This window comes from Haemophilus sputorum CCUG 13788, from assembly GCF_000238795.1.
In the GTDB taxonomy this organism is placed as follows: Bacteria; Pseudomonadota; Gammaproteobacteria; order Enterobacterales; family Pasteurellaceae; genus Haemophilus_A; species Haemophilus_A sputorum.
This window is the reverse complement of sequence record NZ_AFNK01000085.1, coordinates 24,080-47,358: the sequence shown is the minus strand read 5'-3', so window position 1 is coordinate 47,358 and position 23,279 is coordinate 24,080. Positions and strand designations below refer to the sequence as shown.

The following is a 23,279-nucleotide window of genomic DNA, read 5'->3' as shown; positions in this document are numbered from 1 at the left end:
CCGCATTCGCGGTCATTTTTTATTCGGATAGATGATGAATAATTTTATTAACCTCGCAAATCAATTAGGAAAAGCACGCCAACCTTTTTTCTTTTTAATTGATTTTGAACAGGAAAAACCGCTGATTATGTCGGTTGAAGAGGCTACTGCAAGCGGTCTATTTTTTGAATTCGATTGCAAAAAAAATGCTGAGTTGCCTCAGCCGATAGCGCCTTTTCATTTTGAAATGAGACCGATGCCATTTGTGCATTACGAGCAAGGTTTTTCGTTAGTGCAACAAGCGATTCAGCTCGGCAATAGTTATTTACTGAATTTAACTTATCCAACACAAATTGAGATGAATTACAGCTTGGCGGATATTTTTGCGGCAACAAGTGCGAAATATAAGCTTTATTTGCCAGATCAGTTTGTCTGTTTCTCACCAGAAACCTTTGTTCGTACCCAAGCAAATAAAATTTATGCCTATCCAATGAAAGGCACCATAAATGCTGAACAGCCCAATGCACTGACAACGCTTATGGAATCTGATAAAGAACAAACCGAACATAATACGATTGTGGACTTAATCCGAAATGATTTGGCGTTGGTTTCTAAGCATATCGAAGTAACTAAATACCGCTATGCAGAATTAGTCCAAACCCATCGAGGCGCTATTTATCAAACCAGTTCGGAAATTTGTGGTGAATTAGCTGAGAATTGGCAAGCGGAAATTGGCACAATTTTAGCAAAACTACTGCCTGCCGGCTCAATTAGTGGCGCACCGAAAGTGAAAACGGTAGAGGTGATTCAGCAGGCAGAGCAAGGAAAGCGTGGCTATTATACAGGCGTGTTTGGCTATTTTGATGGAGAAAATCTCGATAGCGCCGTTGCCATTCGCTATATTGAGCAAATCAACGGTCAGTTCTGGTTTAGAAGTGGCGGCGGGATTACAGCTAAAAGCCAATTGAAAGAAGAGTATCAAGAGTTATTGGAGAAAGTCTATGTCCCTATTTCCGCTGTTTGAAACCATTGCGATTATAGATGGTAAGCCTCAAAATCTAGCTTATCATCAGGCTCGATTTGAACATGCTATGCGCAATTATTTTCAAATTGAGCCGAATCTTCAATTAGCCGAAGTGATTAAAGTTCCAGCTGAGCATCAGCAAGGGCTTGTTCGTTGCCGAATAGATTATTCGGCACATCATTTTGAATTAACGTTTTTTCCTTATCAGCCACGCCAGATTCAAACCTTGCAATGTGTTTATGTTGATGAGATCGACTACCGCTTTAAATATAGTGATCGTAGTCAACTAGAAGCGCTGAAAAATAGCCAAAGTGATGAAGTCGTGATTGTTCATCAAGGTTATGTGAGCGATTGCACGATTGGTAATTTATTGTTTTTTAAAGCAGGACGCTGGTATTGCAGTGAGGATTATTTACTTAAAGGCACGCAGTTAAGCAAATTGTTAGATGAGCAAAAAGTAGAGCTGATTAAGCTTCCAATATCGGATTTATTTCGTTACGAAAAAGTGATGATCATTAATGCACTAAATTTATTTGAAAATGGTCATATTTTACCCATTTCTAATATAAAATTATAAAAATTGATAAATATCCAATCATTTATTGACTAAAAATTAAACTTTTCATCCACTATTTTGGTGCTTAGATCAGCAAACGATCCTAAAAAGTCATTTTGTGCTCATAAAATAAGCATAAAATGCTTGAAACTGGATGGTAATACACTATACTAATGTCCAGTAAATGATGCACAAGCGGTCATTTTTTCCAAAGAATTTACTAAAATAAGGAGCCTAGCATGGCAGCAGAAAAGAAAAACCAAAAAAATAGTGTTGTAAAACAAACCGATCCTGAACAACGCGAGAAAGCACTTTCCGCTGCGCTTGCTCAAATTGAAAAACAATTTGGTAAAGGCTCAATTATGAAACTGGGGCAAACGCAAAGCTTAGATATTGAAGCAGTTTCAACAGGATCAATCGGTTTAGATATGGCTTTAGGCATCGGTGGTTTGCCAATGGGACGTATCGTTGAGATCTTTGGACCAGAATCTTCTGGTAAAACAACATTAACCCTGTCTGCGATTGCACAAGCACAAAAAGCCGGCAAAACATGTGCTTTTATTGATGCCGAGCACGCACTTGATCCAATTTATGCACGCAAATTAGGCGTAGATACTGATGAGTTATTGATTTCTCAGCCAGATAACGGTGAGCAAGCTTTAGAGATTTGTGATGCGTTAGTTCGTTCAGGTGCAGTAGATGTTATCGTGGTGGACTCGGTGGCGGCATTAACACCAAAAGCGGAAATTGAAGGCGATATGGGGGATTCTCATATGGGCTTACAAGCTCGATTAATGTCACAAGCACTACGTAAATTAACCGCTAACATTAAAGCAACCAATTGTTTGGTGATTTTTATCAACCAAATTCGTATGAAAATTGGTGTTATGTTTGGTAACCCAGAAACGACAACGGGTGGTAATGCACTGAAATTCTACTCTTCTGTACGTTTAGATATTCGTCGTACAGGCGTAGTAAAAGATGGTGATAACATTATCGGTAGCGAAACACGTGTTAAAGTGGTAAAAAACAAAGTTGCTCCACCATTCCGTGAAGTGAATTTCGATATTATGTATGGTGAAGGTATTGCGCGTACTAATGAATTATTGATTTTAGCTGAAGCGAATGATCTGATTAAGAAATCAGGCGCGTGGTTCTCCTATGAGGGTACCAAAATCGGGCAAGGTAAAAATAATGCCGTGAAATGGTTAAAAGAGAATGCGGATATTGCGCAAAAAATTGAACAAGAATTGCGTGAGAAATTTAGCAACAACACACCAACAGCATTAGTTTCAACTGATGAAGATGTGTTAGACGATGACAATTTCACAGAAGACGACGATTTTAACGACGAAGATCTATAAATAAAAAATGCGGTTTTCTAAACCGCATTTTCTTTATGAGAAATTTATGGACAAGCAGCCAACACAGAAATACAGCGCGACAAATTACTTGCTTTATTTACTTTCAAAACGAGATTATAGTGAGCAAGAATTACATCGGAAGCTGAAATTGAAAGAATATTCAGCTGAGGAGATCGAGCAAGCTATTGAAACTGCGAAAGCGCACAATTGGTTAAGTGATGAACGATTTTGTCAAACTTTTATCCGTTATCGCGCTCAACAAGGCATAGGGCCTCGCCGATTAAAGCAAGAATTAAAGATGAAAGGCATAGCAGATTGGCTGATTAGTCAATGCCTTGAAGTCGCAGAAGCTGAAGAAGGGTTAGATTGGTTTGAACTTGCCGAGCAGACTTTTGAAAAAAAACGTCCGCGAGTTTGGGATTTGAAGGCCAAACAAAAAATGTGGCGTTTTATGGTCAGCCGAGGTTTTTACCAAGATCATTTTAGCCATTTGCTCAATCAAGATTATGATGAAGATGAGTAACGCGGATGAGTTTATTTAAATCAACTAAACAAGCGGAGTTTTGCCCGCAATGTCAATCGCCGTTACAACTAAAGCGCGGTAAACAAGGGCTTTTTTTAGGTTGTAGCGCTTATCCTGCTTGCGATTATATTAAACCGCTGCACCAAGAAAGTCGTATTATTAAAGAGTTAACAGAAACTTGCCCAGAATGTGGGGCATTTTTGCAAGTCAAACAGGGGCATTTTGGTATTTTTATTGGATGTAGCCAATATCCAAATTGCCATTTTACCGTACATGAAAACACTCCTGCAGACAGTGAAGTTGAATTTGATTGTCCAGAATGTAAAACGTATAAATTAGTCGCGAGAACAGGCCGTGCAGGTAAGGTATTTTACGGATGTAGTGGCTTTCCTCAGTGCAAATTCACGTTAGCGAGTAAGCCAATTTTAGCGCATTGTCCGCAATGTGGCGGGGCAATTGCTTGTGAAAAAAAAGTGAAAGGAACGCAATATTTACAATGTGCGAATAAACATTGTCAGGCAATCTTTGAGGCAGAGATAGAAAATGAGTAATTTAGATGAAATTATTGCCCGCTTGCAAAACAATGAAGTGGTCGCTTATCCAACGGAAGCCGTCTTCGGTCTAGGTTGTAATCCGAATAGTGAAACTGCCGTTCAAGCATTATTAACTTTAAAACAACGGCCAGTAGAAAAAGGTTTAATTTTATTGGCTTCCGATTTGCGTTATTTACGCCCTTTTATTGATGAATCTCGTTTAACTGAAAAGGAGTGGCAAAGTCTAACGCAAGTTGGTGCACAGGCGATTACTTGGGTCGTTCCCGTGAAAAAGTCTGTGCCGCGCTATTTAACCGGGCAGTTTGACACTATCGCTGTACGGCTTTGTCATTTACCAGCAGTAGCAACACTTTGTGAAGCTGCTGGGTTTGCGCTGACTTCAACTAGTGCCAATTTAACCGGTTTACCTCCTTGTCGAACAGCGCAAGAAGTTTATGCCCAATTTGGCAACGATTTTCCTGTGTTAGAGCAGGCAACCGGTGGAGCAAAACAACCCTCTGAAATTCGAGATATTTTTACCCAACATATTTTTAGACAAGGATAAGCATGAATCAGTATGCTGTATGGGGCAATCCGATTGCTCAAAGCAAATCTCCTCGCATTCATCAGTTATTCGCTGAACAAACTGGTCGAAATTTACAATATGTAGCGAAACTAGGGGATGAAACTAATTTTGAAGCAGAATTAGCAGTATTTTTTACGCAAGCCAAAGGTGCCAACATTACGGCACCGTTTAAAAATCGTGCATTTGCGATAGCGAAACAATACAGTGAGCGCTGTTTGTTGGCAGAAGCCTGTAATACGTTGAGAAAATTAGCAGATGGGCAACTTTATGCAGATAATACAGATGGGGTCGGTTTATGTGCCGATCTTGCTCGTTTAGGTTGGTTAAAACCAAATCAGAAAATGTTAATTTTAGGGGCGGGGGGCGCAACGCAAGGCGTGCTATTTCCTTTGTTACAAGCTAAGCAGCAGATTACGCTCTACAATCGCACGCCAGAAAAAGCGGTCATGTTAGCGGAAAAATTTGCAAATTACGGACAAATTCAGACCGCTTTTTGGGAAGAATTAGTGAATCAATCATTTGATGTCATTATCAATGCAACATCTTTAGGGTTACAAGGGAAATATGTTCCACTTCCAGCAAGTTTATTCGCATCATCTGCGGTTTATGATATGCAATATGCTCCGCATCAAGATACGCCATTTTTGCGTTATGCCAAAAGCCAAGGCGCAAAACATTGTAGTGATGGTTTAGGGATGTTGGTTAATCAAGCGGCTTTTGCTTTTGAATTATGGGAAGGTGTGTTGCCAGATGTTGCGCCAGTAGTTGCCCAGCTTCAAGCGGAAATGGAAGCTGGCAGTTAATTTAGTACAAGAAAAAGCTATCGTTTTTTTAGCAAAATGTTGAATCTGTAAGCAAAAAGACAGAAAACAAGACTTTTTTGCAAAAAAGTATTTGACGAGGTTAGTCAAAATCAGCATAATACGCCTCGCAAAGCCGATATGGTGACGCAAAATGGCTACATAGCTCAGCTGGTTAGAGCACAACACTCATAATGTTGGGGTCGCAAGTTCGAATCTCGCTGTAGCCACCATTTGCGGGACTGGCGAAATTGGTAGACGCACCAGATTTAGGTTCTGGCGCCGCGAGGTGTGTGGGTTCAAGTCCCTCGTCCCGCACCATTTATCGATTTGCAAATCAGTAGTTGGGGTATCGCCAAGCGGTAAGGCACCGGGTTTTGATCTCGGCATCCCTAGGTTCGAATCCTAGTACCCCAGCCACTTCTTATCTTAGTAAGCTAACCAATGGTTAGTTTTTCTTTTGGGGTATCGCCAAGCGGTAAGGCACCGGGTTTTGATCTCGGCATCCCTAGGTTCGAATCCTAGTACCCCAGCCATCTTTCTTCTATTTTATTCATTTTCTTCAGTAAATCTATTCAATAGCCTATTTCTTCTTTAGATTTCTTTCAAAATTTATTAGAATTTACGCATTATGAGGGATTTTTCCCCCGTTACTAACGATTTCTAAGCACTGAAGGATATGTTATGAAAAAAATCAACCCGACCCAAACAGCGGCATGGCAGGCATTAACTGCGCATCAAGCTGAAAACCTAACTATTGCCAAATTATTTCAAGCAAACCCACAACGTTTTTCACAATATCATGTCAATTTCGAAGATCAAATTTTAGTCGATTTTTCTAAAAATGCAGTGAATGAAACTACTTTAGCGTTATTACAACAATTAGCTGAAGAATGTGGTTTAGCGCAAGCGAAAGAAGCTATGTTTAGTGGAGAGAAAATTAACTATACTGAAAATCGCGCGGTATTACACACTGCATTGCGTAATCGTAGCAATACGCCAGTATTGGTTGATGGTAAAGATGTAATGCCTGAAGTCAATGCTGTTTTAGCTAAAATGAAAGCATTCTGCCAAAGAGTCATTTCTGGCGAATGGAAAGGTTATACGGGTAAGGCGATTACAGATGTTATCAATATTGGTATTGGTGGTTCTGATCTTGGTCCTTATATGGTGACAGAAGCATTACGCCCTTATAAAAATCATTTAAACGTGCATTTTGTGTCAAATGTGGATGGCACACATATTGCCGAAACGCTCAAAAAAGTAAACCCAGAAACAACGTTAGTATTAGTGGCTTCTAAAACCTTTACCACCCAAGAAACCATGACTAACGCGCATTCGGCTCGTGATTGGCTTTTAGCAGCAGCAAAAGATGAATCTGCGGTAGCTAAACATTTCGTAGCGCTTTCTACCAATGCGAAAGAAGTGGAAAAATTTGGTATTGATACGGCCAATATGTTTGAATTCTGGGATTGGGTTGGTGGCCGTTATTCTTTATGGTCAGCGATTGGATTATCTATTGCCCTTTCTATTGGTTTTGAGCAGTTTGAACAATTGTTATCTGGTGCGCATGCGATGGATAACCATTTCAGACACGCACCAGCTGAGAAAAATATTCCAACCATTTTAGCGCTTATCGGCATTTGGAATAGCAACTTCTTAGGTGCAGAAACAGAAGCATTATTGCCATATGATCAATATTTACATCGTTTTGCGGCGTACTTCCAACAAGGCAATATGGAGTCAAACGGAAAATATGTAGGGCGTGACGGTAAAGTTGTGAATTATCAAACTGGCCCAATTGTTTGGGGTGAGCCGGGTACTAATGGCCAACACGCATTTTATCAATTGATTCACCAAGGTACGAAAATCATTCCTTGTGATTTTATTGCGCCAGCGCAAACACACAATCCATTAAGTGATCATCATGAAAAATTGTTGTCTAACTTCTTTGCACAAACTGAAGCCCTTGCTTTTGGTAAATCTAAACAAGCGGTTGAAGAAGAATTTTTAGCAGCAGGAAAATCACTTGAATCAGTTAAAGAAATTGTGCCGTTTAAAGTATTTACGGGCAACAAACCAACTAACTCGATTTTATTGCAAAAAATTACGCCTTACAGCTTAGGTGCATTGATTGCCATGTATGAACATAAAATTTTCGTACAAGGTGTAATTTTCAACATTTACAGCTTTGACCAATGGGGTGTTGAACTTGGCAAACAACTTGCTAACCGCATTTTACCTGAGTTAAAAGGCAGTGAGTCAGTTGAAAGTCACGACAGCTCAACCAATGGTTTAATTAACCAATACAAAGCTTGGCGTTAAGTTTAGCTTTTTACAAGCGGTAGTTTTTCATCAGACTTTTGCAAAAATTACCGCTTAGTCTTACATTATGAAACCAATTTTCCTTGAAATCCGTCATTTACGTACGTTAGTGGCAATTAAAGAAAGCGGCAATTTATCATTAGCCGCGAAACGCTTGCATTTAACGCAATCGGCTCTTTCTCACCAAATTAATGTGTTAGAAAGCCAATATGATTTAACTTTGTTTGAGCGTAAAACTACCCCGATTCGTTTTACGCCGGCAGGGGAGCGTCTTTTAGCGCTTGCCTATGAGATTCTGCCTAAAATTCGTGATGTTGAACGGGACTTAGTGCGTGTGAAACAAGGCGAGCTCGGCAATCTTCGCATTTCAATTGAATGCCATACTTGCTTTGATTGGCTTATGCCTGCTATGGCGACTTTCCGTCAAAGCTGGCCGCTAGTGGAACTAGATATTGTTTCTGGTTTCCATACCGACCCAGTTGGCTTATTGCTGAGCGACCGTTCGGATTGGGCGGTGGTCTCTGAAATGGAAGATAATCCGAATGTGATTTATAAGCCGTTATTTTCTTATGAAATGGTCGGCATTTGTGCGAAAGATCATCCTTTGGCAACCAAACCAATTTGGGCGGCGGAAGATTTCAAAGAAGAAACTTGGATTACCTATCCTGTTCCGGATGATATGTTAGATTTACTGCGCCAAGTACTTAAACCTGCGGGGATTTCACCTAAACGCCGAACGACTGAACTCACCATTGCGATTATTCAATTAGTGGCAAGCAAGCGAGGTATCGCAACGCTACCTTATTGGGCGGTGAAACCTTATTTAGAGTTAGGTTATGTGGTTGCAAATAAAATTACTGAACAAGGTTTGTATAGTAATTTATATGGTGCGATCAGGGCGCACGATGCGCATAGTGCCTATTTAGAAGATTTCCACAATACAGTCAAAGCACAAAGCTTTGCCACTTTACCAGGGTTGATTGTATTGGATTAAGGAGATAAAGATGAAAATGCTCCGCTATGAAGATATTCTGCATAAACTGCCTAAACGACAAGCTGATTCGCATAAAGGGGATTATGGTAGAGTTTTATTGATTGGTGGTAATGCGAATATGGGCGGAGCGATGATGATGGCAGCGAAAGCTGCTGTGCATAGTGGTGCGGGTTTAACCACAGTGGCAACCGACGCTTCAAATCATACCGCATTACATTGCCATTTACCTGAAGCAATGGTAATTGACTGGGAAAATACCGAGTTATTGCTGGAAAAGCTTCATCAATCAGATGTAGTACTTATTGGCTGCGGTTTAGGGTTAAGTGAACAAGCTACGACATTATTAGACCTAGTGCTGAGCCATTTACAGCCGTCGCAAAAGCTGATTATTGATGGCGATGCCATTACCTTATTTGCCAAATATTCACAGAATCATTATGAATTTCCCATTTGGGCAACTCCGCATCAAAAAGAGTGGGAACGCCTTTCTGGTTTAGCGATTGATGCGCAAACGCCAGCCAACAATCTACACGCCGTCAGCCGATTACAACTTAATGTGATTCTCAAAAAACATGGTACAACGCTTTATTTGCTCAATCATGAGCCACTTTGTATTGATGTTGGAACGCCTGCAATGGCAACAGGGGGAATGGGAGATACGCTTGCTGGCATGATTACAGGGTTGCTTGCGCAATATCCAAAACAATCGGAACAAGCCGTTTGCACTGCCGTTTATCTACATAGCTATATTGCTGAGCAATTAGCTAAAACTCAGCATGTCGTCCTTCCTACTGAGATTATCGGTGAGATTTCTGCTTATCTTAAATTGGTGATTTAAGTTTTTCTAAAAGTAAGCGGTCGAATTTGCAAAAAATTTGCGAATTCGACCGCTTGTGTTATGAGTCATTAACGATTTGCTAATGCTTGTTCGATTTTTTGTTTGATACCTGCACTATCTAATCCAAGTGCTTCATAGGCTTCTTGTTGGGTAGATTGTGGGATAAATTCGTCTGGAATACCAAGCATGACAAGCGGTTTGATTTTGCCAATTTTTTGCAAATATTCATTTACTGCAGAGCCAGCACCACCTTGGATAGCATTTTCTTCTAGCGTTACTAGTAAATCATGGCTGTTTGCTAGTTCTTGGATTAAGGCTTCATCAAGTGGTTTGACAAAGCGCATATCGGCTAAGGTATAGTTGCCTGCTTCAGCCACTTTTTGAGCTTCAGTTAAGAACGTACCAAAGTTGAGAATAGCCACTTTTTCGCCTTGGCGGATAAGTTTGCCTTTACCAATTTCTAAAGATTCCATCGGCTCAAGCGCCACACCTTTAGCGTTACCTCTTGGATAGCGTACTGCAGTTGGCGTATTCATCTGATAAGCCGTATATAACATTTGACGCATTTCGTTTTCATCGCTTGGCGTCATAATAGTCATATTCGGAATACAACGCATAAAGCTTAAGTCAAACGCGCCTTGGTGGGTTTGACCGTCCGCTCCTACAATACCGGCACGGTCAATTGCAAAAATCACAGGTAGATTTTGAATAGCCACATCATGAATCAGCTGATCGTAAGCACGTTGTAAGAAACTAGAATAAATGGCAACGACCGGTTTGTAGCCAGCAATCGCTAACCCTGCCGCAAAGGTAACTGCATGTTGTTCGGCAATGGCAACATCAAAATATTGTTCAGGGAAGCGTTTAGAAAATTCCACCATGCCTGAGCCTTCACGCATAGCAGGGGTAATGCCGATGAGCTTAGTATCTTGTTCAGCCGTTTCGCATAACCATTGGCCGAAAATATCGGAATAGGTTGGAATGCTTTTCGCTTTTGGCAGTTGACCGCTAGCAGGATCAAATTTTGGTACGCCATGATAGCCGATAGGATCATTTTCTGCAGGTTGATAACCTTTCCCTTTTTTGGTGCGAACATGTAAGAATTGTGGGCCTTTGAGCTCACGCATATTTTTAAGTGTTTTCACCAATTCTTCGATGTTATGCCCATCTACAGGCCCGATATAATTAAACCCAAGCTCTTCAAAAAGCGTACTGACAGGAGAAATCACCCCTTTCATATGCTCTTCGGTTTTTTTCATGAAGTTTTTTATTGGAGAAGGGACTTTCTCTAACACCTTTTTACTGCCATCACGCACGGTGGTATAAAGTGAACCAGAGAAAATTTGCGCGAGATGGTTATTCAGTGCGCCAACGTTTTCAGAAATAGACATTTCGTTGTCGTTGAGAATAACCAACATATCTGTGTGCAATGCGCCTGCATGGTTTAGTGCTTCAAATGCCATTCCCGCAGTAATAGCGCCATCACCAATAACACAAACGGTTTGGCGACCGGCATTTTCTTTTTGAGCCGCGACCGCAATGCCTAATCCGGCACTGATAGAGGTTGAGGAATGTCCTACGCTTAACACATCATAAACGCTTTCTTCGCGCCATGGGAATGGATGGATACCGTCTTTTTGGCGAATGGTTTTAATTTGATCACGACGACCAGTTAGAATTTTATGTGGATAGGCTTGATGCCCGACGTCCCAAATAAGCTGGTCGAATGGGGTTTGATAAACATAATGCAAGGCGATAGTTAGCTCAACTACCCCTAAGCCAGAGGCAAGATGCCCACTACTTTGGCTGACGCATTCTAATAAGTAGGCGCGAAGCTCGTCAGCAAGCGTTTGTAATTGATCTTTATCGAGCAAACGGAGGGCTTCCGGCGAGTCAATTTGGCTTAATAGGGGATAATTTTTTTGCATAATGTTTATCTTTTATCAATAGAAACTCAACGCAAGGCGGTTAGGTCGGTCACTCTAACATTTTTGCAACAAAGTGGAAATAATTGACCGCTTGTAAATTCCTAACCGCGCTGATGCGTGATTAACCTTTAAGATCTTCAGTTAAAGTGGGTTGAAGTGCGTTTAAGATTTCTTTAACCACACGTGCTGGGCCTGCCACTACGTTACCAGATTTTAAGTAATCGGTGCCACCAACAAAGTTACATACGATCGCACCAGCTTCACGCGCGATTAAATCGCCTGCTGCGCAATCCCATGGTTTTAAACCAATTTCAAAGTAACCATCAATACGGTTTGCTGCAACATATGCTAAATCAAGCGCGGCTGAACCCGTACGGCGGAAATCTGCTACGCCTTGGTTCATTAAGCCTTCAAGCATATTTAAGTGCGCTGCACGATGTTTAGTGGCTTTAAATGGGAAACCGGTTGCTAATACAGTACCGCTTAGATCACGGCGGCTGCTATCCACGCGTAGACGGAACTCATTGAGTTTTGCGCCTTCGCCACGCACAGCAGTGAAAAGTTCATTACGGATAGGATCGTACACTACGCCGACAGTGGTGCGGCCATTTTCGCGAATAGCAATCGACACACAGAAATGCGGTAAGCGTTTAACGAAGTTGGTTGTGCCATCTAGTGGATCAATTACCCACTGCACGTTTTTATTTTCGCCATCTAAAATACCAGATTCTTCCGCTACGATAGCGTGGTCTGGGTAAGATTTACGAATGACTTCGATAATCGCCGCTTCTGCCGCTTTATCAATTTCAGTCACATAATCATTTGTACTTTTTTGAGCAACTTCAGTCTCGCTTGGCGCTTGCTCATAGCCTTTTGCAATAATATTGCCTGCTTTTCGTGCAGCACGAATAGCAATGTTTAACATTGGGTTCATATTTCCACCAGATTTTAAAGAACGAATAAGGGGTTTGATTATAATGAAATTAGCAAGATAAAGGAATAACTAAGCGTAAAAATGCAGTAGAATAGCGCCTATTGTTTTGATAAAACCTATTGCTATGCAAAAAAGTATTTACGACACCCCCATTTTTTTTGAGCGCTATCAGCAGCTACGCCAAAATCCGATAAGTATGAATGAAGTGGTCGAAAAACCGATGATGTTTTCACTTTTACCGAATCTATCTGGTAAACGGGTGCTGGATTTAGGCTGTGGCACGGGCGAACACTTAGCACATTATTTAGCAAAAGGGGCTCGGCAAGTCGTGGGTTTAGACCTTTCAGAACGTATGCTAGAAGCGGCTGAAGCACGTTTACGCGCGCAGACATCAACTGCAGAAATGGCTTTTTATGCTTTGCCAATGGAAAAGTTAGATGAGATTGCTGAAAACGAATTTGATGTAATTACTAGCTCATTTGCTTTTCACTACATTGAAGATTTTCCTGAGCTGTTAGCAAAAATTTCTGCAAAATTGACCGCTTGCGGCACGTTAATTTTCTCGCAAGAACACCCAATTGTGACGTGTTATCGACAAGGTTATCGTTGGGAAAAAAATGCAGAAAAGCAGCAAGTGGCTTATCGCTTAAATTATTATCGCGAAGAGGGTGTGCGTGAGCGGGCTTGGTTTCAACAATCGTTTAAAACCTATCATCGCACGATGGCGACGATTCTTAATCAACTTATTGCTGCAGGCTTTGAGATTGAGCAGGTTGAAGAGCCTATGTTAGCTAATCAAACGCAATGGCATCAGGAATTTAAAGATTTACAACACCGTCCGCCATTGCTATTTGTTAAAGCGAAAAAACGCTAGGCTAGCCCTTTTTTGACCCAATATTGATAAGGTAAGGTTTCAGTTTGACTAGCCAGCAGCTGGTGATCCATAAAGGCACAAAAGCTAGGGATATCGCGGGTTGTAGCAGGGTCGTCAGCTAAAATATAAAGTACATCGCCATCATTGAGGTGGCGAATTGCCTTACGGGTAAGCATCACGGGCTCTGGACAGCGAAGCCCAACGGTATCTAAAGTTTGACTAATTTCAATCTCTCTCATGGTTTTCCTATGCTAAAACAAAATGATTTATCACAACGGTTTTCCGAACATTTAGCGCAGCTACAACAGCACGTTAGACAAATTCTAGAAAGCCATTTTCTTCAAGGTATTTGGATTCATGCAGGGGTGAGTTATCGCTATTTTCAAGATGATTTAACTGCACCGTTTAAAATTAACCCGCATTTTAATTATTTTTTTCCGTATGCTAAAGCGGAAAATAGCTGGCTTTATTTAGATGGCGTGAATAAACCGAAAATTTATTTCTATGCGCCGCAAGATTATTGGCATTGTGCGCCTACACCACCCACGGAAGCATTTTTCAGTGAAGCATTTGATTGGGTGATTTTTCACGATGCCCAAGACATTGCAAAATGGATTGAAAATCCGACCGCTTGTTTATTTATTGGCGAAGATGAAGAACTCGCAAAATCTCTTGGTTTTGGTGCAATTAACTCACAAAAGGCGCTGAATATACTGCATTTTGCACGCTCAATCAAAACGGAATTTGAGATTGAACAACTCTATCAAGCGCAATTTCCCGCATTAAAAGGGCATCATGCCGTGAAACAGGCTTTTTTAGAAGGTCGCAGTGAGCGAGAGATTCATTTAGCTTATTTGCAAGCGAGTGGGCAACTTGAAAGTGAACTGCCATATGGCAATATTGTAGCATTAAACGCGCATGCGGCTATTTTGCATTACACCGAGCTTGAACTTTTCGCGCCAAGTTCTCGCCACAGTTTTTTAATTGATGCTGGTGCAACGCATCTCAATTATGCTTCAGACATTACGCGGACTTATGCAGCTGATCCGCAAAGTGAATTTGCGGCACTGATTAAAGCTGTTGACGGTTTTAAACATGAAATTATTCAGCAAATGCGCGTGGGCGTGAATTATCTACAATATCATACACAGATGCATCAATGGATGGCGAAATTGCTTCACGATTTTGATTTTGTGCGGTTAAGCCCGGAACAGATTTTTGAAGAGGGTATTTCAAGAGCATTTTTCCCACATGGGCTAGGGCATTTATTGGGCTTGCAAGTGCATGATGTTGGCGGTTTTATGCAAAATGCGCGGGGCACACAAAAACGTCCACCTGAAGCTTATCCAAGTTTGCGCTGTTTGCGAGATCTACAGCCAGGTATGGTGTTAACGGTTGAACCCGGTTTCTATTTTATTGAGATGTTATTAGCGCCATGGAAATCATCACATTTAGGCCATACATTTAATTGGCAGAAAATTGCGGATTTTTCGGCTTATGGTGGGATTCGTAGTGAAGATAACATTGTTATTCGCCCTGAAGGTGCGGAGAATTTAACTGAAAAAGCGTTGATAACACTCAACGCTTAAGGAGGAATTATGCCGGTTTTATGGGGATTATTAGGCATCATTTTTTACATTTATTGTGAGATTTCGCTATTAGTAGAAGTCGGTAGTGCATTAGGGGTATTGCCAACGCTATTATTACTCATTGTAATTTCCTTTGTTGGATTATGGTTTGTGAAATTACGCGGGGCTTATACCTTAATGGCTGTGCGTCAGCAGCTAGCAAAAGGCGAATTACCAACGGATGCAGTAATCAATGCCGTGCTATTCATTTTGGCGGGGATATTGCTCATTATTCCTGGGTTTCTCAGCGATATTTTAGCGGTGCTAATGGTACTGCCGATTACTCGGACACTGTTTAAATTATGGTTTTTCAAATTTTTCAAAAATCGTGTACGCTTTACCCGTTTTACACAATTCCGTTCGGAACAAGGCGCTGAGTCTGAAGTGTTTGAGGCAGAATTTACCCGCGAACAGGATAAAAACAAATGGATAAAATAAGCCCCAGTCACTCAAGATTTGGCACCAAGCAAGCGCGTTTTAAAAGCCCTACTGAGCAAAATCGTGTAGGTAAGCGTTGGCAAAAAAAAACAGAAAAACGACCGCTTGTTCCTCGCTTAAGCATTGAAGATACAGTGGTTATTCTGTTTAACAAGCCTTATAACGTGCTTACTCAATTTACTGATGAGCAAGGGCGACATACGTTGAAAGATTTTATCCATACGCCTGATGTTTATCCGGTTGGGCGTTTAGATCGAGATAGCGAAGGGCTGCTCTTGTTAACGAATAATGGCTGGTTACAACATCGTTTATCGCATCCGAAATTTGAGAAGCGTAAAACTTATTGGGTGCAAGTAGAAGGTGTACCTGATGAAGCGGCGTTAACAGCTTTACGAAAAGGGGTTCAACTTAAAGATGGACTTACATTACCTGCGACAGCGAACCAGATTGAACCACCTGATTTTAATTGGTCAACCGCACCGAAAATCCGTGAGCGAAAGACGATCCCAACAAGTTGGTTAGAAATCGGGTTACATGAAGGTAAAAACCGCCAAGTACGGCGCATGACTGCGCATGTTGGCTTTCCGACATTACGACTTATTCGAGTAGCACTGGGCGATTATCAACTGGGGGATTTAGCCAGTGGCGAGTCTAGAGAATTATCGCTTGCAGAAAAACAGCGACTCTTTAAATCATTAAAATAATAAGGCAAATATGAAACAGGCATATTGGATTATCACCAAAGATTTTGATGTGGCATTAGTGAATGGCGAAATACCGTTTGGTTGCGCAGATGAAGTGCAATTAAGCGGGCGAAATTTCTTAACGATTGGTGAATTAAATGGCTTTCCCGTGCATTTAGTGCAGGCTGACGCGCGTGATGAAATGCGAAATTTTGCTTTTCTACGCACGTTAATTGCTAAGCCTGAAGCGAATTTATTGCATCGTGCAGTTTCTTTGTCCCAATTTTTACAATCTCACCGTTTTTGTGGGCGTTGTGCTGCACCATTGCATTTAGCTGAATCTGAAATAGCTTTGGCGTGTGAGGCTTGTGGGCACCGAATTTATCCCACTATTTCTCCGTCTATTATTGTGGCGGTGCGGAAAGGGCGACAAATTCTTTTAGCCAATCATCAGCGCCATAAAGGCGGAATTTATACCACGCTGGCTGGATTTGTTGAAGCAGGCGAGCCGATTGAGCAAACCGTGCAGCGCGAAGTTTGGGAAGAAAGTGGATTGAAAATTCGGAATGTTCGTTATTTTGGTAGCCAGCCGTGGTCGTTCCCGCATTCGTTGATGTTAGGTTTTTTAGCTGATTATGATTCAGGCGAGATCAAGCTACAAGAGAGCGAACTTTGTGATGCAAGATGGTTTGATTGTGATGAGCCATTGCCAGAATTACCGCCTAAAGGTACGATTGCCTTAGCATTGATTGAAGCCACTCTTGCGCTGTGTCGTACAGAAAGCCCGCTATAAATTATGCCAAAATTACGCTATAATCTCCCAATTAACTGAATAACAGAGAACACTATGAAAAGTCGAATTTTAGCAACGGGCAGCTACTTGCCAAAGCAAGTGCGCACCAATGCAGACCTAGAAAAAATGGTCGAAACTAGCGATGAATGGATTTTCACCCGCTCTGGCATGAAAGAGCGTCGCATCGCCGCAGCAGATGAAACGGTGGCCACAATGGGTACCGAAGCTGCTAAAAAAGCCTTAGAAATGGCGAATATTGATCCAAATGATATTGAACTCATTGTGGTAGGAACCACGACTAATTCACATGCGTACCCAAGTGCTGCGTGCCAAATTCAGGGTGCATTAGGCATTCGTGATGCGATTGCTTTTGATGTTGCTGCGGCTTGTACAGGCTTTATTTATGCGTTGAGCGTCGCTGATCAATTTGTGCAATCAGGTAAAGTGAAAAAAGCGTTAGTGGTTGGTGCAGATCTAAACTCGCGTGCATTAGATGAAACCGATCGTAGTACAGTCGTTCTTTTTGGTGACGGTGCGGGCGCGGTGATTTTAGAGGCAAGCGAACAAGCAGGGATTTTATCGACCCATTTACACGCATCTGCAGATATGGATTATATGCTAGCCCTCCCAGCTCAAAAACGCGGTGAGGAAAAATCAGGGTTTATCCAAATGCAAGGTAATGCAACTTTCAAACTTGCAGTAGGCCAGCTTTCAAGTGTTGTAGAAGAAACTTTAGAAGCGAATCAATTAGACAAGTCTGATTTAGATTGGTTAGTGCCACATCAAGCTAATATTCGTATTATTGCAGCCACTGCAAAGAAACTCGAAATGGATATGTCACAAGTAGTATTAACGGTTGAAAAATACGGTAATAACAGTGCTGCAACTGTGCCAGTGGCATTAGATGAGGCGGTGCGAGATGGTCGTATTCAACGTGGGCAATTATTGCTATTAGAAGCCTTTGGTGGCGGTTGGACATGGGGTTCAGCTTTGGTGAGATTCTAAGGTAAACCGATGTCAGAAAAACAAACTTTTGCAGATAAAAAGCGTAAAACCGTAGAACAAGCCGAGTTTACCGAAGATGGTCGCTATTTGCGCAAAGTGCGTAGTTTCGTGTTGCGTACTGGTCGCTTAAGTGATTATCAGCGCGATATGATGAATAGTAACTGGGCAAATTTAGGGTTAGATTATCAGCCAACCCCATTCAATTTTCGTGAGATTTTCGGCAATGATAACCCAGTCGTATTGGAAATTGGTTTTGGGATGGGGCGTTCATTAGTTGAAATGGCAGCACAAAACCCAGATCGCAATTATATCGGCATTGAAGTTCATACCCCTGGTGTGGGCGCATGTATTGCTTATGCGTTAGAAAAACAGGTCAAGAATTTACGAGTGATTTGCCATGATGCGACTGAAATTCTACGTGATGCGATTGCAGATAATACGTTAGGTGGCTTACAGCTTTATTTCCCAGACCCGTGGCAGAAAGCGAAACACCACAAACGTCGTATTGTTCAACCAGCATTTATTACGCGCGTATTAAGCAAATTGAAGAGTGGTGGCTTTATCCATTTTGCCACAGACTGGGAAAATTATGCGGAGCATATGTTAGAAGTTTTACGTCAGTTTGATGCTGAATTGGAAAATACTTCCGCTACTAATGATTTTATTCTACGTCCAGATTTCCGCCCATTAACCAAATTTGAAGAGCGAGGGCATCGATTAGGGCATGGTGTGTGGGATCTCTATTTCATCAAGCGATAAAAATAAAGTCGTTTATCTTGGATAAACGACTTTTTCTTTCATTATACTTCAATACCAAATTTTGCTTTGACTAAGGCTTGGAAATCGGTGCAACCTCCAACATGCTGATTGTCCAAAAAGATTTGTGGCACGGTTGCGACAGGTTTTCCTACTCTTGGTTCCAAATCTTCTTTTGAAATGCCTTCTGCAATCATATCAATGAATTTAAAATCAAAATCAGCTAATTCGCCTTTCATTTTTTCTGCTAACGCTTTCGCTCTTACACAGTAAGGGCAAGTTAAGCGGCCATAAATTTCTACAAACATAATTGTTCCTTTTATTTTTCCGGCTTGCGCGGGAGAGGGTACAAGCGGTATTATTTTACCAAAAATTTACTAAACCATGACAGAAAAGCAGTACTTTTGAGCCAAGTTATTGCACAAACTTCATGTTTTTATTTTTTCCAACCTTTTAACGCATCAGCAAAGGCATTATTCGCAAATTGGTTGCGAGATGGTGCAGCTGATTTTTCTCGTCTAGGCTCAGTTGCCTTTTGTCCAACAGGTTTAGATTCCGCTTTATCTTCTAAGCGCATAGTGAGTGCAATGCGTTTACGAGCCACATCAACCTCTAACACTTTGACTTTCACTACATCACCCGCTTTAACCACTTTGTGTGGATCTTCAACAAATTGGTGGGAAAGCATGGAAATATGCACTAAACCGTCTTGGTGAACCCCAATATCGACGAAAGCACCAAAGTTAGCCACATTGGTGACGGTTCCTTCTAAAATCATTCCGACTTTGAGATCTTTGATATCTTCTACGCCATCCATAAAAACAGCGGTTTTGAACTCACCACGTGGGTCACGTCCTGGTTTTTCTAATTCTTTGAAGATATCCAGCACGGTTGGTAAACCAAACTGTTCATCTACGAAGTCTTTAGCTTGCAGTTGATGAATTTGACTACTATTGCCCATCAATTCCTGTAAGGTAGAGTGAGTAGCTTGTAAGATTTTCTCTACGACTGGATAAGCTTCTGGGTGAACACTTGAAGCATCAAGTGCATTTTTGCCCCCTAAAATACGCATAAAGCCAGCACATTGTTCAAAAGCTTTTGGCCCTAAACGAGGGACTTTTTTCAATTCAGAACGGCTAGCAAAACGTCCATTTTCATCGCGATAATCAACAATATTTTGCGCTAAAGTTTTACTCATACCTGCAACGCGAGCAAGTAGGGCTGCAGATGCGGTATTTAAATCTACCCCAACGGCATTTACACAATCTTCTACTACCGCATCCAGTTTGCGAGCTAATTGGCTTTGGTTAACATCATGTTGATATTGCCCAACCCCAATCGCTTTTGGTTCAATTTTCACTAATTCAGCAAGTGGATCTTGCAAACGACGGGCAATTGACACCGCACCACGCAAAGATACATCTAAATTTGGGAACTCATTCGCTGCAAATTCAGAGGCTGAATAAACTGATGCACCGGCTTCACTAACTACCACAGTTTGTGGAATGAGCATATCTGGTTTAGAGGCTTTAATTTGCTTAAGCACATCTTTCGCAAAACGTTCGGTTTCACGTGATGCCGTTCCGTTACCGATGGCAATCAATTCCACATTATGCTGTTTAATCAATTTATAAAGCGTGACTTCTGCAGCAGCTTTGCCGGTGGTATGCGGGTAAATGGTTTCGGTATCGAGCAATTTCCCCGTATTATCAACCACTGCCACTTTCACCCCTGTACGTAAACCTGGGTCAAGCCCCATAGTATTGCGTGCGCCGGCAGGTGCGGCCATTAACAGTGCTGAAAGGTTACGCGCAAAAACATCAATCGCTTCTTCTTCAGCTTTTTCACGTAAGCTTGCCATCAATTCTGTTTCAAGATGTAGTGCTGCTTTAATTTTCCACGTCCAGCTAATGACTTGCTCACGCCATTTATCGGCAGGTTGCTGATTGAAAATTACCCCTAAATGTTCACGAATGATCGTTTCACAGTGGTTTTGTTTGCTGCCTTCTTCAGCTTCTGGATCGGCATTTAAACTTAGCGCCAAAATACCTTCGTTTCGACCACGGAACATTGCTAAAGCACGATGAGAAGGAACTTGTTTGAACGGTTCGCTGTGCTCAAAATAATCACGGAATTTCTCACCTTCGCTTTCTTTTCCTTCAATAACGCGGCTTTCTAACGTTGCGCAAGCGGTCAAATATTGGCGAAGTTTTGCAAGTAATTCGGCATCTTCACTGAAGCGTTCCATTAAAATATAACGTGCGCCATCTAAGGCTGCTTTTTCATCTGCCACCCCTTTTTCCGCATTGACGAAGGCTCTTGCAGCTTCTTCTGGGGTTAAAGATGGATCTTGCCAAAGCATTTCAGCTAATGGTTCTAGCCCTGCTTCAATCGCGATTTGTCCGCGGGTGCGACGTTTTGGCTTATAAGGAAGATAAAGATCTTCTAATTCTGTTTTACTTTCACAAGAGAGAATTTTTTCTCGTAGTGGATCAGTCAATTTGCCTTGTTCTTCAATCGATTTAAGAATAGTTTGGCGGCGATCGTCTAATTCGCGAAGATAAATCAAGCGTGTTTCAAAATGACGCAGTTGCGTATCGTCTAACCCGCCAGTGACTTCTTTACGGTAACGTGCAATAAAAGGAATGGTGTTGCCTTCATCGAGTAATTGCATTGCGGCAAGGATTTGATGACTGCCGACATTCAGTTCGCCAGCAATAATTTGGCTGATTTGGAGATTAAGTTCTGACATGGGGTTCCTATGAATAAAATCTTATCGTTAAATCACTAACGAAGTGTTGCTGCGCGAGCTTGATCAAGTTTTTCTAATTGAGCTAATGCTTGTTGCATTTTTGCTTGATTCGGCTCAGCTTTAGCGCATAGCACGATGTTTTCTAAACTATCGGCTTGGTGATAATAAGGTTCAGGGCTTTTAACCGCTTGTTCAAATTGCTGATAAGCCTGTTGAAACTGACCTTGTTTACATAAAAAAGTGCCGTAATTATTTAGCACATCTGGGCGAGAATCACTTAAACGCAACGCTTGCTGATAGGCTTGTTCTGCTGAAGTTGGTTCGCCGATTTGCTGATAGTAATAAGCCATCACCGAATAAGGCAGATAATCATGAGTATCATGTTGATGGGCTTTATCGATATTCTCTTTGGCTTTTGGGTAATCTTGCTGTTCAAGATAGGCAAGCGCTAAGTTCAATCGAGCTTTGACTGCTTCTGAACGAGGTGCTTTTTGTGGCGGGGATGAAGTAGTACAGCCGACAAGCAGAATAATTAAACTACAAGCGGTCAGATTTTTCAGAAATTTTACAAATAACATAAAGCGCCTTGATAAGAGAGAGGTTACCAATGATTGCCTTGCTATCATACAAGCTTTATTACGAAGTGCAATGGCAAGAAAGCGGCAAACTGCCGCTCTCTTTATTCAATTTTTATGAGTAGGCAATTACTGATTTTTTACCGCAATGCCTTGCCCAAATTTTCGTTTTTCTAATGTACGTTTGGTTCGGTCAATAACTTCACCAGCAAGTTGTCCACAAGCCGCATCAATATCATCGCCACGTGTTTTACGAACAATAACAGTAAAACCATATTCCATTAACGTTTTTTGGAATCTGTCCACTCGGCTATTAGAACTTTTACCGTAAGGGGCTTCAGGGAACGGGTTCCATGGAATTAAGTTGATCTTACATGGCGTATTTTTTAACACTTCAGCTAATTGATGAGCGTGCTCAGTGCCATCATTAACATGATCAAGTAACACGTATTCTATGGTGACTTTACCGTGGTTCGCGTTAGACACTTCTAAATATTTATGCACTGAATCCATCAACATTTTAATGTTGTATTTTTTATTGATTGGCATGATTTCATCACGCAATTCATCATTCGGCGCATGCAGAGAGATTGCCAATGCTACGTCAATTTTCTCACGCATCATATCTAATGCCGGCACAACCCCAGAGGTTGAGAGTGTGACACGGCGTTTAGATAAGCCATAAGCAAAATCATCTAACATAATTTCCATCGCAGGAATTACGTTATTCATATTTAACAATGGCTCGCCCATGCCCATCATCACTACATTCGTAATTGGACGAACACCCGTGACACCAAAGTTACCGATGATTTTAGAAGCACGCCAAACTTGTCCGATAATTTCAGACACTGTTAAGTTACGGTTAAATCCTTGTTGCGCGGTTGAACAGAACGTACAAGCCAGCGCACAACCTACTTGCGAAGAGACACACAGCGTTGCGCGATCGGCTTCAGGAATATATACGGTTTCAATTTGTTGGTCGCCAACCTGCATTGCCCATTTAATTGTGCCATCGGCTGAACGTTGTTCTACTGCCACTTCTGGTGCTTTAATTTCCGCGACTTGTTTAAGTTTTTCACGCAATACCTTGTTGATATTGCTCATATTATCGAAATTATCTTCACCGAAATGGTAAATCCATTTCATTAGCTGATCCGCACGAAACGGTTTTTCGCCCATTTGTGCAAACAACTCGCGCATTTCTTGGCGGGTCAGATTCATTAAATTTATTTTTTCTGCTTTAGCAGGCTGTACAGATGCATCTTTCGCCTCTGCTTGAAGAGTTTGAGAAGTCATTAAAATAGCCTCGTTATTACACGCTCGTTAAAGAACGAATTATGGCAAAAGGATTAGTTTTGCAATGAATAAAAGAAGCGAATTTTACTGTT

The 23,279-nt window shown here is 41.4% G+C and carries 24 protein-coding genes and 4 tRNA genes; 21 read left to right on the top strand and 7 right to left on the bottom strand.

Going from position 1 to position 23,279, the window contains the following annotated elements; genetic code table 11:
• Positions 1 to 34 precede the first annotated feature (34 nt).
• The 14 genes from HSP_RS0110650 to HSP_RS0110585 all read left to right on the top strand — a co-directional run bounded on the left by HSP_RS0110650 (position 35) and on the right by HSP_RS0110585 (position 9,522).
• Entirely contained in the window at positions 35 to 1,003 is a 969-nt protein-coding gene (locus tag HSP_RS0110650) for an aminodeoxychorismate synthase component I (RefSeq protein ID WP_007523911.1), read from the top strand.
• Positions 981 to 1,580, top strand: a complete 600-nt coding sequence (locus HSP_RS0110645) for an aminotransferase class IV family protein (RefSeq protein ID WP_007523685.1) — start codon at positions 981 to 983, stop codon at positions 1,578 to 1,580. The genes HSP_RS0110650 and HSP_RS0110645 overlap by 23 nt, the downstream gene beginning before the upstream one ends.
• A gap of 218 nt (positions 1,581 to 1,798) precedes the next feature.
• The gene (gene recA, locus HSP_RS0110640; RefSeq protein ID WP_007523835.1) at positions 1,799 to 2,923 is read left to right on the top strand and encodes a recombinase RecA; all 1,125 of its coding nucleotides are present in this window, start codon (positions 1,799 to 1,801) and stop codon (positions 2,921 to 2,923) included.
• Between the two features lie 46 nt (positions 2,924 to 2,969).
• Positions 2,970 to 3,446: a recombination regulator RecX gene (gene recX, locus HSP_RS0110635; protein ID WP_010130108.1), complete on the top strand. Its 477-nt coding sequence runs from the start codon at positions 2,970 to 2,972 to the stop codon at positions 3,444 to 3,446.
• Positions 3,447 to 3,451: 5 nt separating this feature from the next.
• The gene (locus HSP_RS0110630; protein WP_010130107.1) at positions 3,452 to 3,997 is read left to right on the top strand and encodes a DNA topoisomerase family protein; all 546 of its coding nucleotides are present in this window, start codon (positions 3,452 to 3,454) and stop codon (positions 3,995 to 3,997) included.
• Positions 3,990 to 4,544 (top strand): L-threonylcarbamoyladenylate synthase type 1 TsaC, encoded by a 555-nt coding sequence (gene tsaC / locus HSP_RS0110625; protein ID WP_010130106.1) that lies wholly within the window; start codon positions 3,990 to 3,992, stop codon positions 4,542 to 4,544. The genes HSP_RS0110630 and tsaC overlap by 8 nt, the downstream gene beginning before the upstream one ends.
• 2 nt (positions 4,545 to 4,546) lie before the next feature.
• On the top strand, positions 4,547 to 5,368 hold the full coding sequence (gene aroE, locus HSP_RS0110620; RefSeq protein ID WP_010130104.1) for a shikimate dehydrogenase: 822 nt from the start codon (positions 4,547 to 4,549) through the stop codon (positions 5,366 to 5,368).
• A gap of 153 nt (positions 5,369 to 5,521) precedes the next feature.
• Positions 5,522 to 5,598, top strand: a tRNA-Met gene (locus HSP_RS0110615).
• Between the two features lie 3 nt (positions 5,599 to 5,601).
• Positions 5,602 to 5,686, top strand: a tRNA-Leu gene (locus tag HSP_RS0110610).
• 24 nt (positions 5,687 to 5,710) lie between these two features.
• Positions 5,711 to 5,785, top strand: a tRNA-Gln gene (locus tag HSP_RS0110605).
• 41 nt (positions 5,786 to 5,826) lie between these two features.
• Positions 5,827 to 5,901, top strand: a tRNA-Gln gene (locus HSP_RS0110600).
• Between the two features lie 148 nt (positions 5,902 to 6,049).
• Positions 6,050 to 7,690 (top strand): glucose-6-phosphate isomerase, encoded by a 1,641-nt coding sequence (gene pgi, locus HSP_RS0110595; RefSeq protein WP_010130103.1) that lies wholly within the window; start codon positions 6,050 to 6,052, stop codon positions 7,688 to 7,690.
• 67 nt (positions 7,691 to 7,757) lie between these two features.
• Positions 7,758 to 8,684, top strand: coding sequence for a LysR family transcriptional regulator (locus tag HSP_RS0110590; RefSeq protein WP_010130102.1), 927 nt, complete (start codon positions 7,758 to 7,760; stop codon positions 8,682 to 8,684).
• Between the two features lie 10 nt (positions 8,685 to 8,694).
• Complete coding sequence (locus tag HSP_RS0110585) at positions 8,695 to 9,522, top strand: NAD(P)H-hydrate dehydratase (protein ID WP_010130101.1); 828 nt, start codon at positions 8,695 to 8,697, stop codon at positions 9,520 to 9,522.
• 68 nt (positions 9,523 to 9,590) lie between these two features.
• On the opposite strand, the gene dxs is transcribed toward HSP_RS0110585, so the two are convergent.
• Both dxs and suhB read right to left on the bottom strand, forming a co-directional pair.
• Positions 9,591 to 11,450 (bottom strand): 1-deoxy-D-xylulose-5-phosphate synthase, encoded by a 1,860-nt coding sequence (dxs, locus tag HSP_RS0110580; RefSeq protein WP_010130100.1) that lies wholly within the window; start codon positions 11,448 to 11,450, stop codon positions 9,591 to 9,593.
• A gap of 121 nt (positions 11,451 to 11,571) precedes the next feature.
• The gene (gene suhB / locus HSP_RS0110575; protein WP_010130099.1) at positions 11,572 to 12,384 is read right to left on the bottom strand and encodes an inositol-1-monophosphatase; all 813 of its coding nucleotides are present in this window, start codon (positions 12,382 to 12,384) and stop codon (positions 11,572 to 11,574) included.
• A gap of 124 nt (positions 12,385 to 12,508) precedes the next feature.
• On the opposite strand from suhB, the gene HSP_RS0110570 reads away from it, so the two are divergent.
• The gene (locus HSP_RS0110570) at positions 12,509 to 13,258 is read left to right on the top strand and encodes a class I SAM-dependent methyltransferase (RefSeq protein WP_007523800.1); all 750 of its coding nucleotides are present in this window, start codon (positions 12,509 to 12,511) and stop codon (positions 13,256 to 13,258) included.
• On the opposite strand, the gene tusA is transcribed toward HSP_RS0110570, so the two are convergent.
• On the bottom strand, positions 13,255 to 13,497 hold the full coding sequence (gene tusA, locus HSP_RS0110565; RefSeq protein ID WP_007523822.1) for a sulfurtransferase TusA: 243 nt from the start codon (positions 13,495 to 13,497) through the stop codon (positions 13,255 to 13,257). The two genes, HSP_RS0110570 and tusA, sit on opposite strands and share 4 nt — an antisense overlap.
• A gap of 9 nt (positions 13,498 to 13,506) precedes the next feature.
• Here tusA and pepQ point away from each other — a divergent pair, with 9 nt between their 5' ends.
• From pepQ to trmB, 6 genes are read left to right on the top strand one after another with little or no spacing between them, the layout of a single operon-like run.
• Complete coding sequence (gene pepQ, locus HSP_RS0110560) at positions 13,507 to 14,847, top strand: Xaa-Pro dipeptidase (protein WP_007523852.1); 1,341 nt, start codon at positions 13,507 to 13,509, stop codon at positions 14,845 to 14,847.
• A gap of 9 nt (positions 14,848 to 14,856) precedes the next feature.
• Complete coding sequence (locus HSP_RS0110555) at positions 14,857 to 15,324, top strand: FxsA family protein (protein ID WP_007523903.1); 468 nt, start codon at positions 14,857 to 14,859, stop codon at positions 15,322 to 15,324.
• Positions 15,312 to 16,028: a pseudouridine synthase gene (locus HSP_RS0110550; protein ID WP_007523710.1), complete on the top strand. Its 717-nt coding sequence runs from the start codon at positions 15,312 to 15,314 to the stop codon at positions 16,026 to 16,028. The genes HSP_RS0110555 and HSP_RS0110550 overlap by 13 nt, the downstream gene beginning before the upstream one ends.
• 10 nt (positions 16,029 to 16,038) lie before the next feature.
• Positions 16,039 to 16,800 carry an NAD(+) diphosphatase gene (gene nudC, locus HSP_RS0110545; protein ID WP_007523910.1) on the top strand — a complete coding sequence of 254 codons (762 nt, stop codon included), beginning with the start codon at positions 16,039 to 16,041 and terminating at the stop codon, positions 16,798 to 16,800.
• Positions 16,801 to 16,854: 54 nt separating this feature from the next.
• Entirely contained in the window at positions 16,855 to 17,805 is a 951-nt protein-coding gene (locus HSP_RS0110540; protein ID WP_007523839.1) for a beta-ketoacyl-ACP synthase III, read from the top strand.
• Positions 17,806 to 17,814: 9 nt separating this feature from the next.
• A complete protein-coding gene (trmB, locus tag HSP_RS0110535; RefSeq protein WP_007523672.1) occupies positions 17,815 to 18,564 on the top strand; it encodes a tRNA (guanosine(46)-N7)-methyltransferase TrmB in 750 nt (249 codons plus the stop codon).
• A gap of 41 nt (positions 18,565 to 18,605) precedes the next feature.
• On the opposite strand, the gene HSP_RS0110530 is transcribed toward trmB, so the two are convergent.
• The 4 genes from HSP_RS0110530 to rlmN form a co-directional block, all read right to left on the bottom strand.
• Positions 18,606 to 18,869, bottom strand: a complete 264-nt coding sequence (locus HSP_RS0110530; RefSeq protein ID WP_007523895.1) for a GrxA family glutaredoxin — start codon at positions 18,867 to 18,869, stop codon at positions 18,606 to 18,608.
• Positions 18,870 to 18,997: 128 nt separating this feature from the next.
• Positions 18,998 to 21,313, bottom strand: a complete 2,316-nt coding sequence (locus HSP_RS0110525; RefSeq protein ID WP_007523783.1) for a Tex family protein — start codon at positions 21,311 to 21,313, stop codon at positions 18,998 to 19,000.
• A gap of 35 nt (positions 21,314 to 21,348) precedes the next feature.
• Positions 21,349 to 21,891 carry a type IV pilus biogenesis/stability protein PilW gene (gene pilW, locus HSP_RS0110520; protein WP_007523764.1) on the bottom strand — a complete coding sequence of 181 codons (543 nt, stop codon included), beginning with the start codon at positions 21,889 to 21,891 and terminating at the stop codon, positions 21,349 to 21,351.
• A 126-nt stretch (positions 21,892 to 22,017) separates the two neighbouring features.
• Positions 22,018 to 23,187 (bottom strand): dual-specificity RNA methyltransferase RlmN, encoded by a 1,170-nt coding sequence (rlmN, locus tag HSP_RS0110515; RefSeq protein ID WP_007523681.1) that lies wholly within the window; start codon positions 23,185 to 23,187, stop codon positions 22,018 to 22,020.
• Positions 23,188 to 23,279 lie beyond the last annotated feature (92 nt).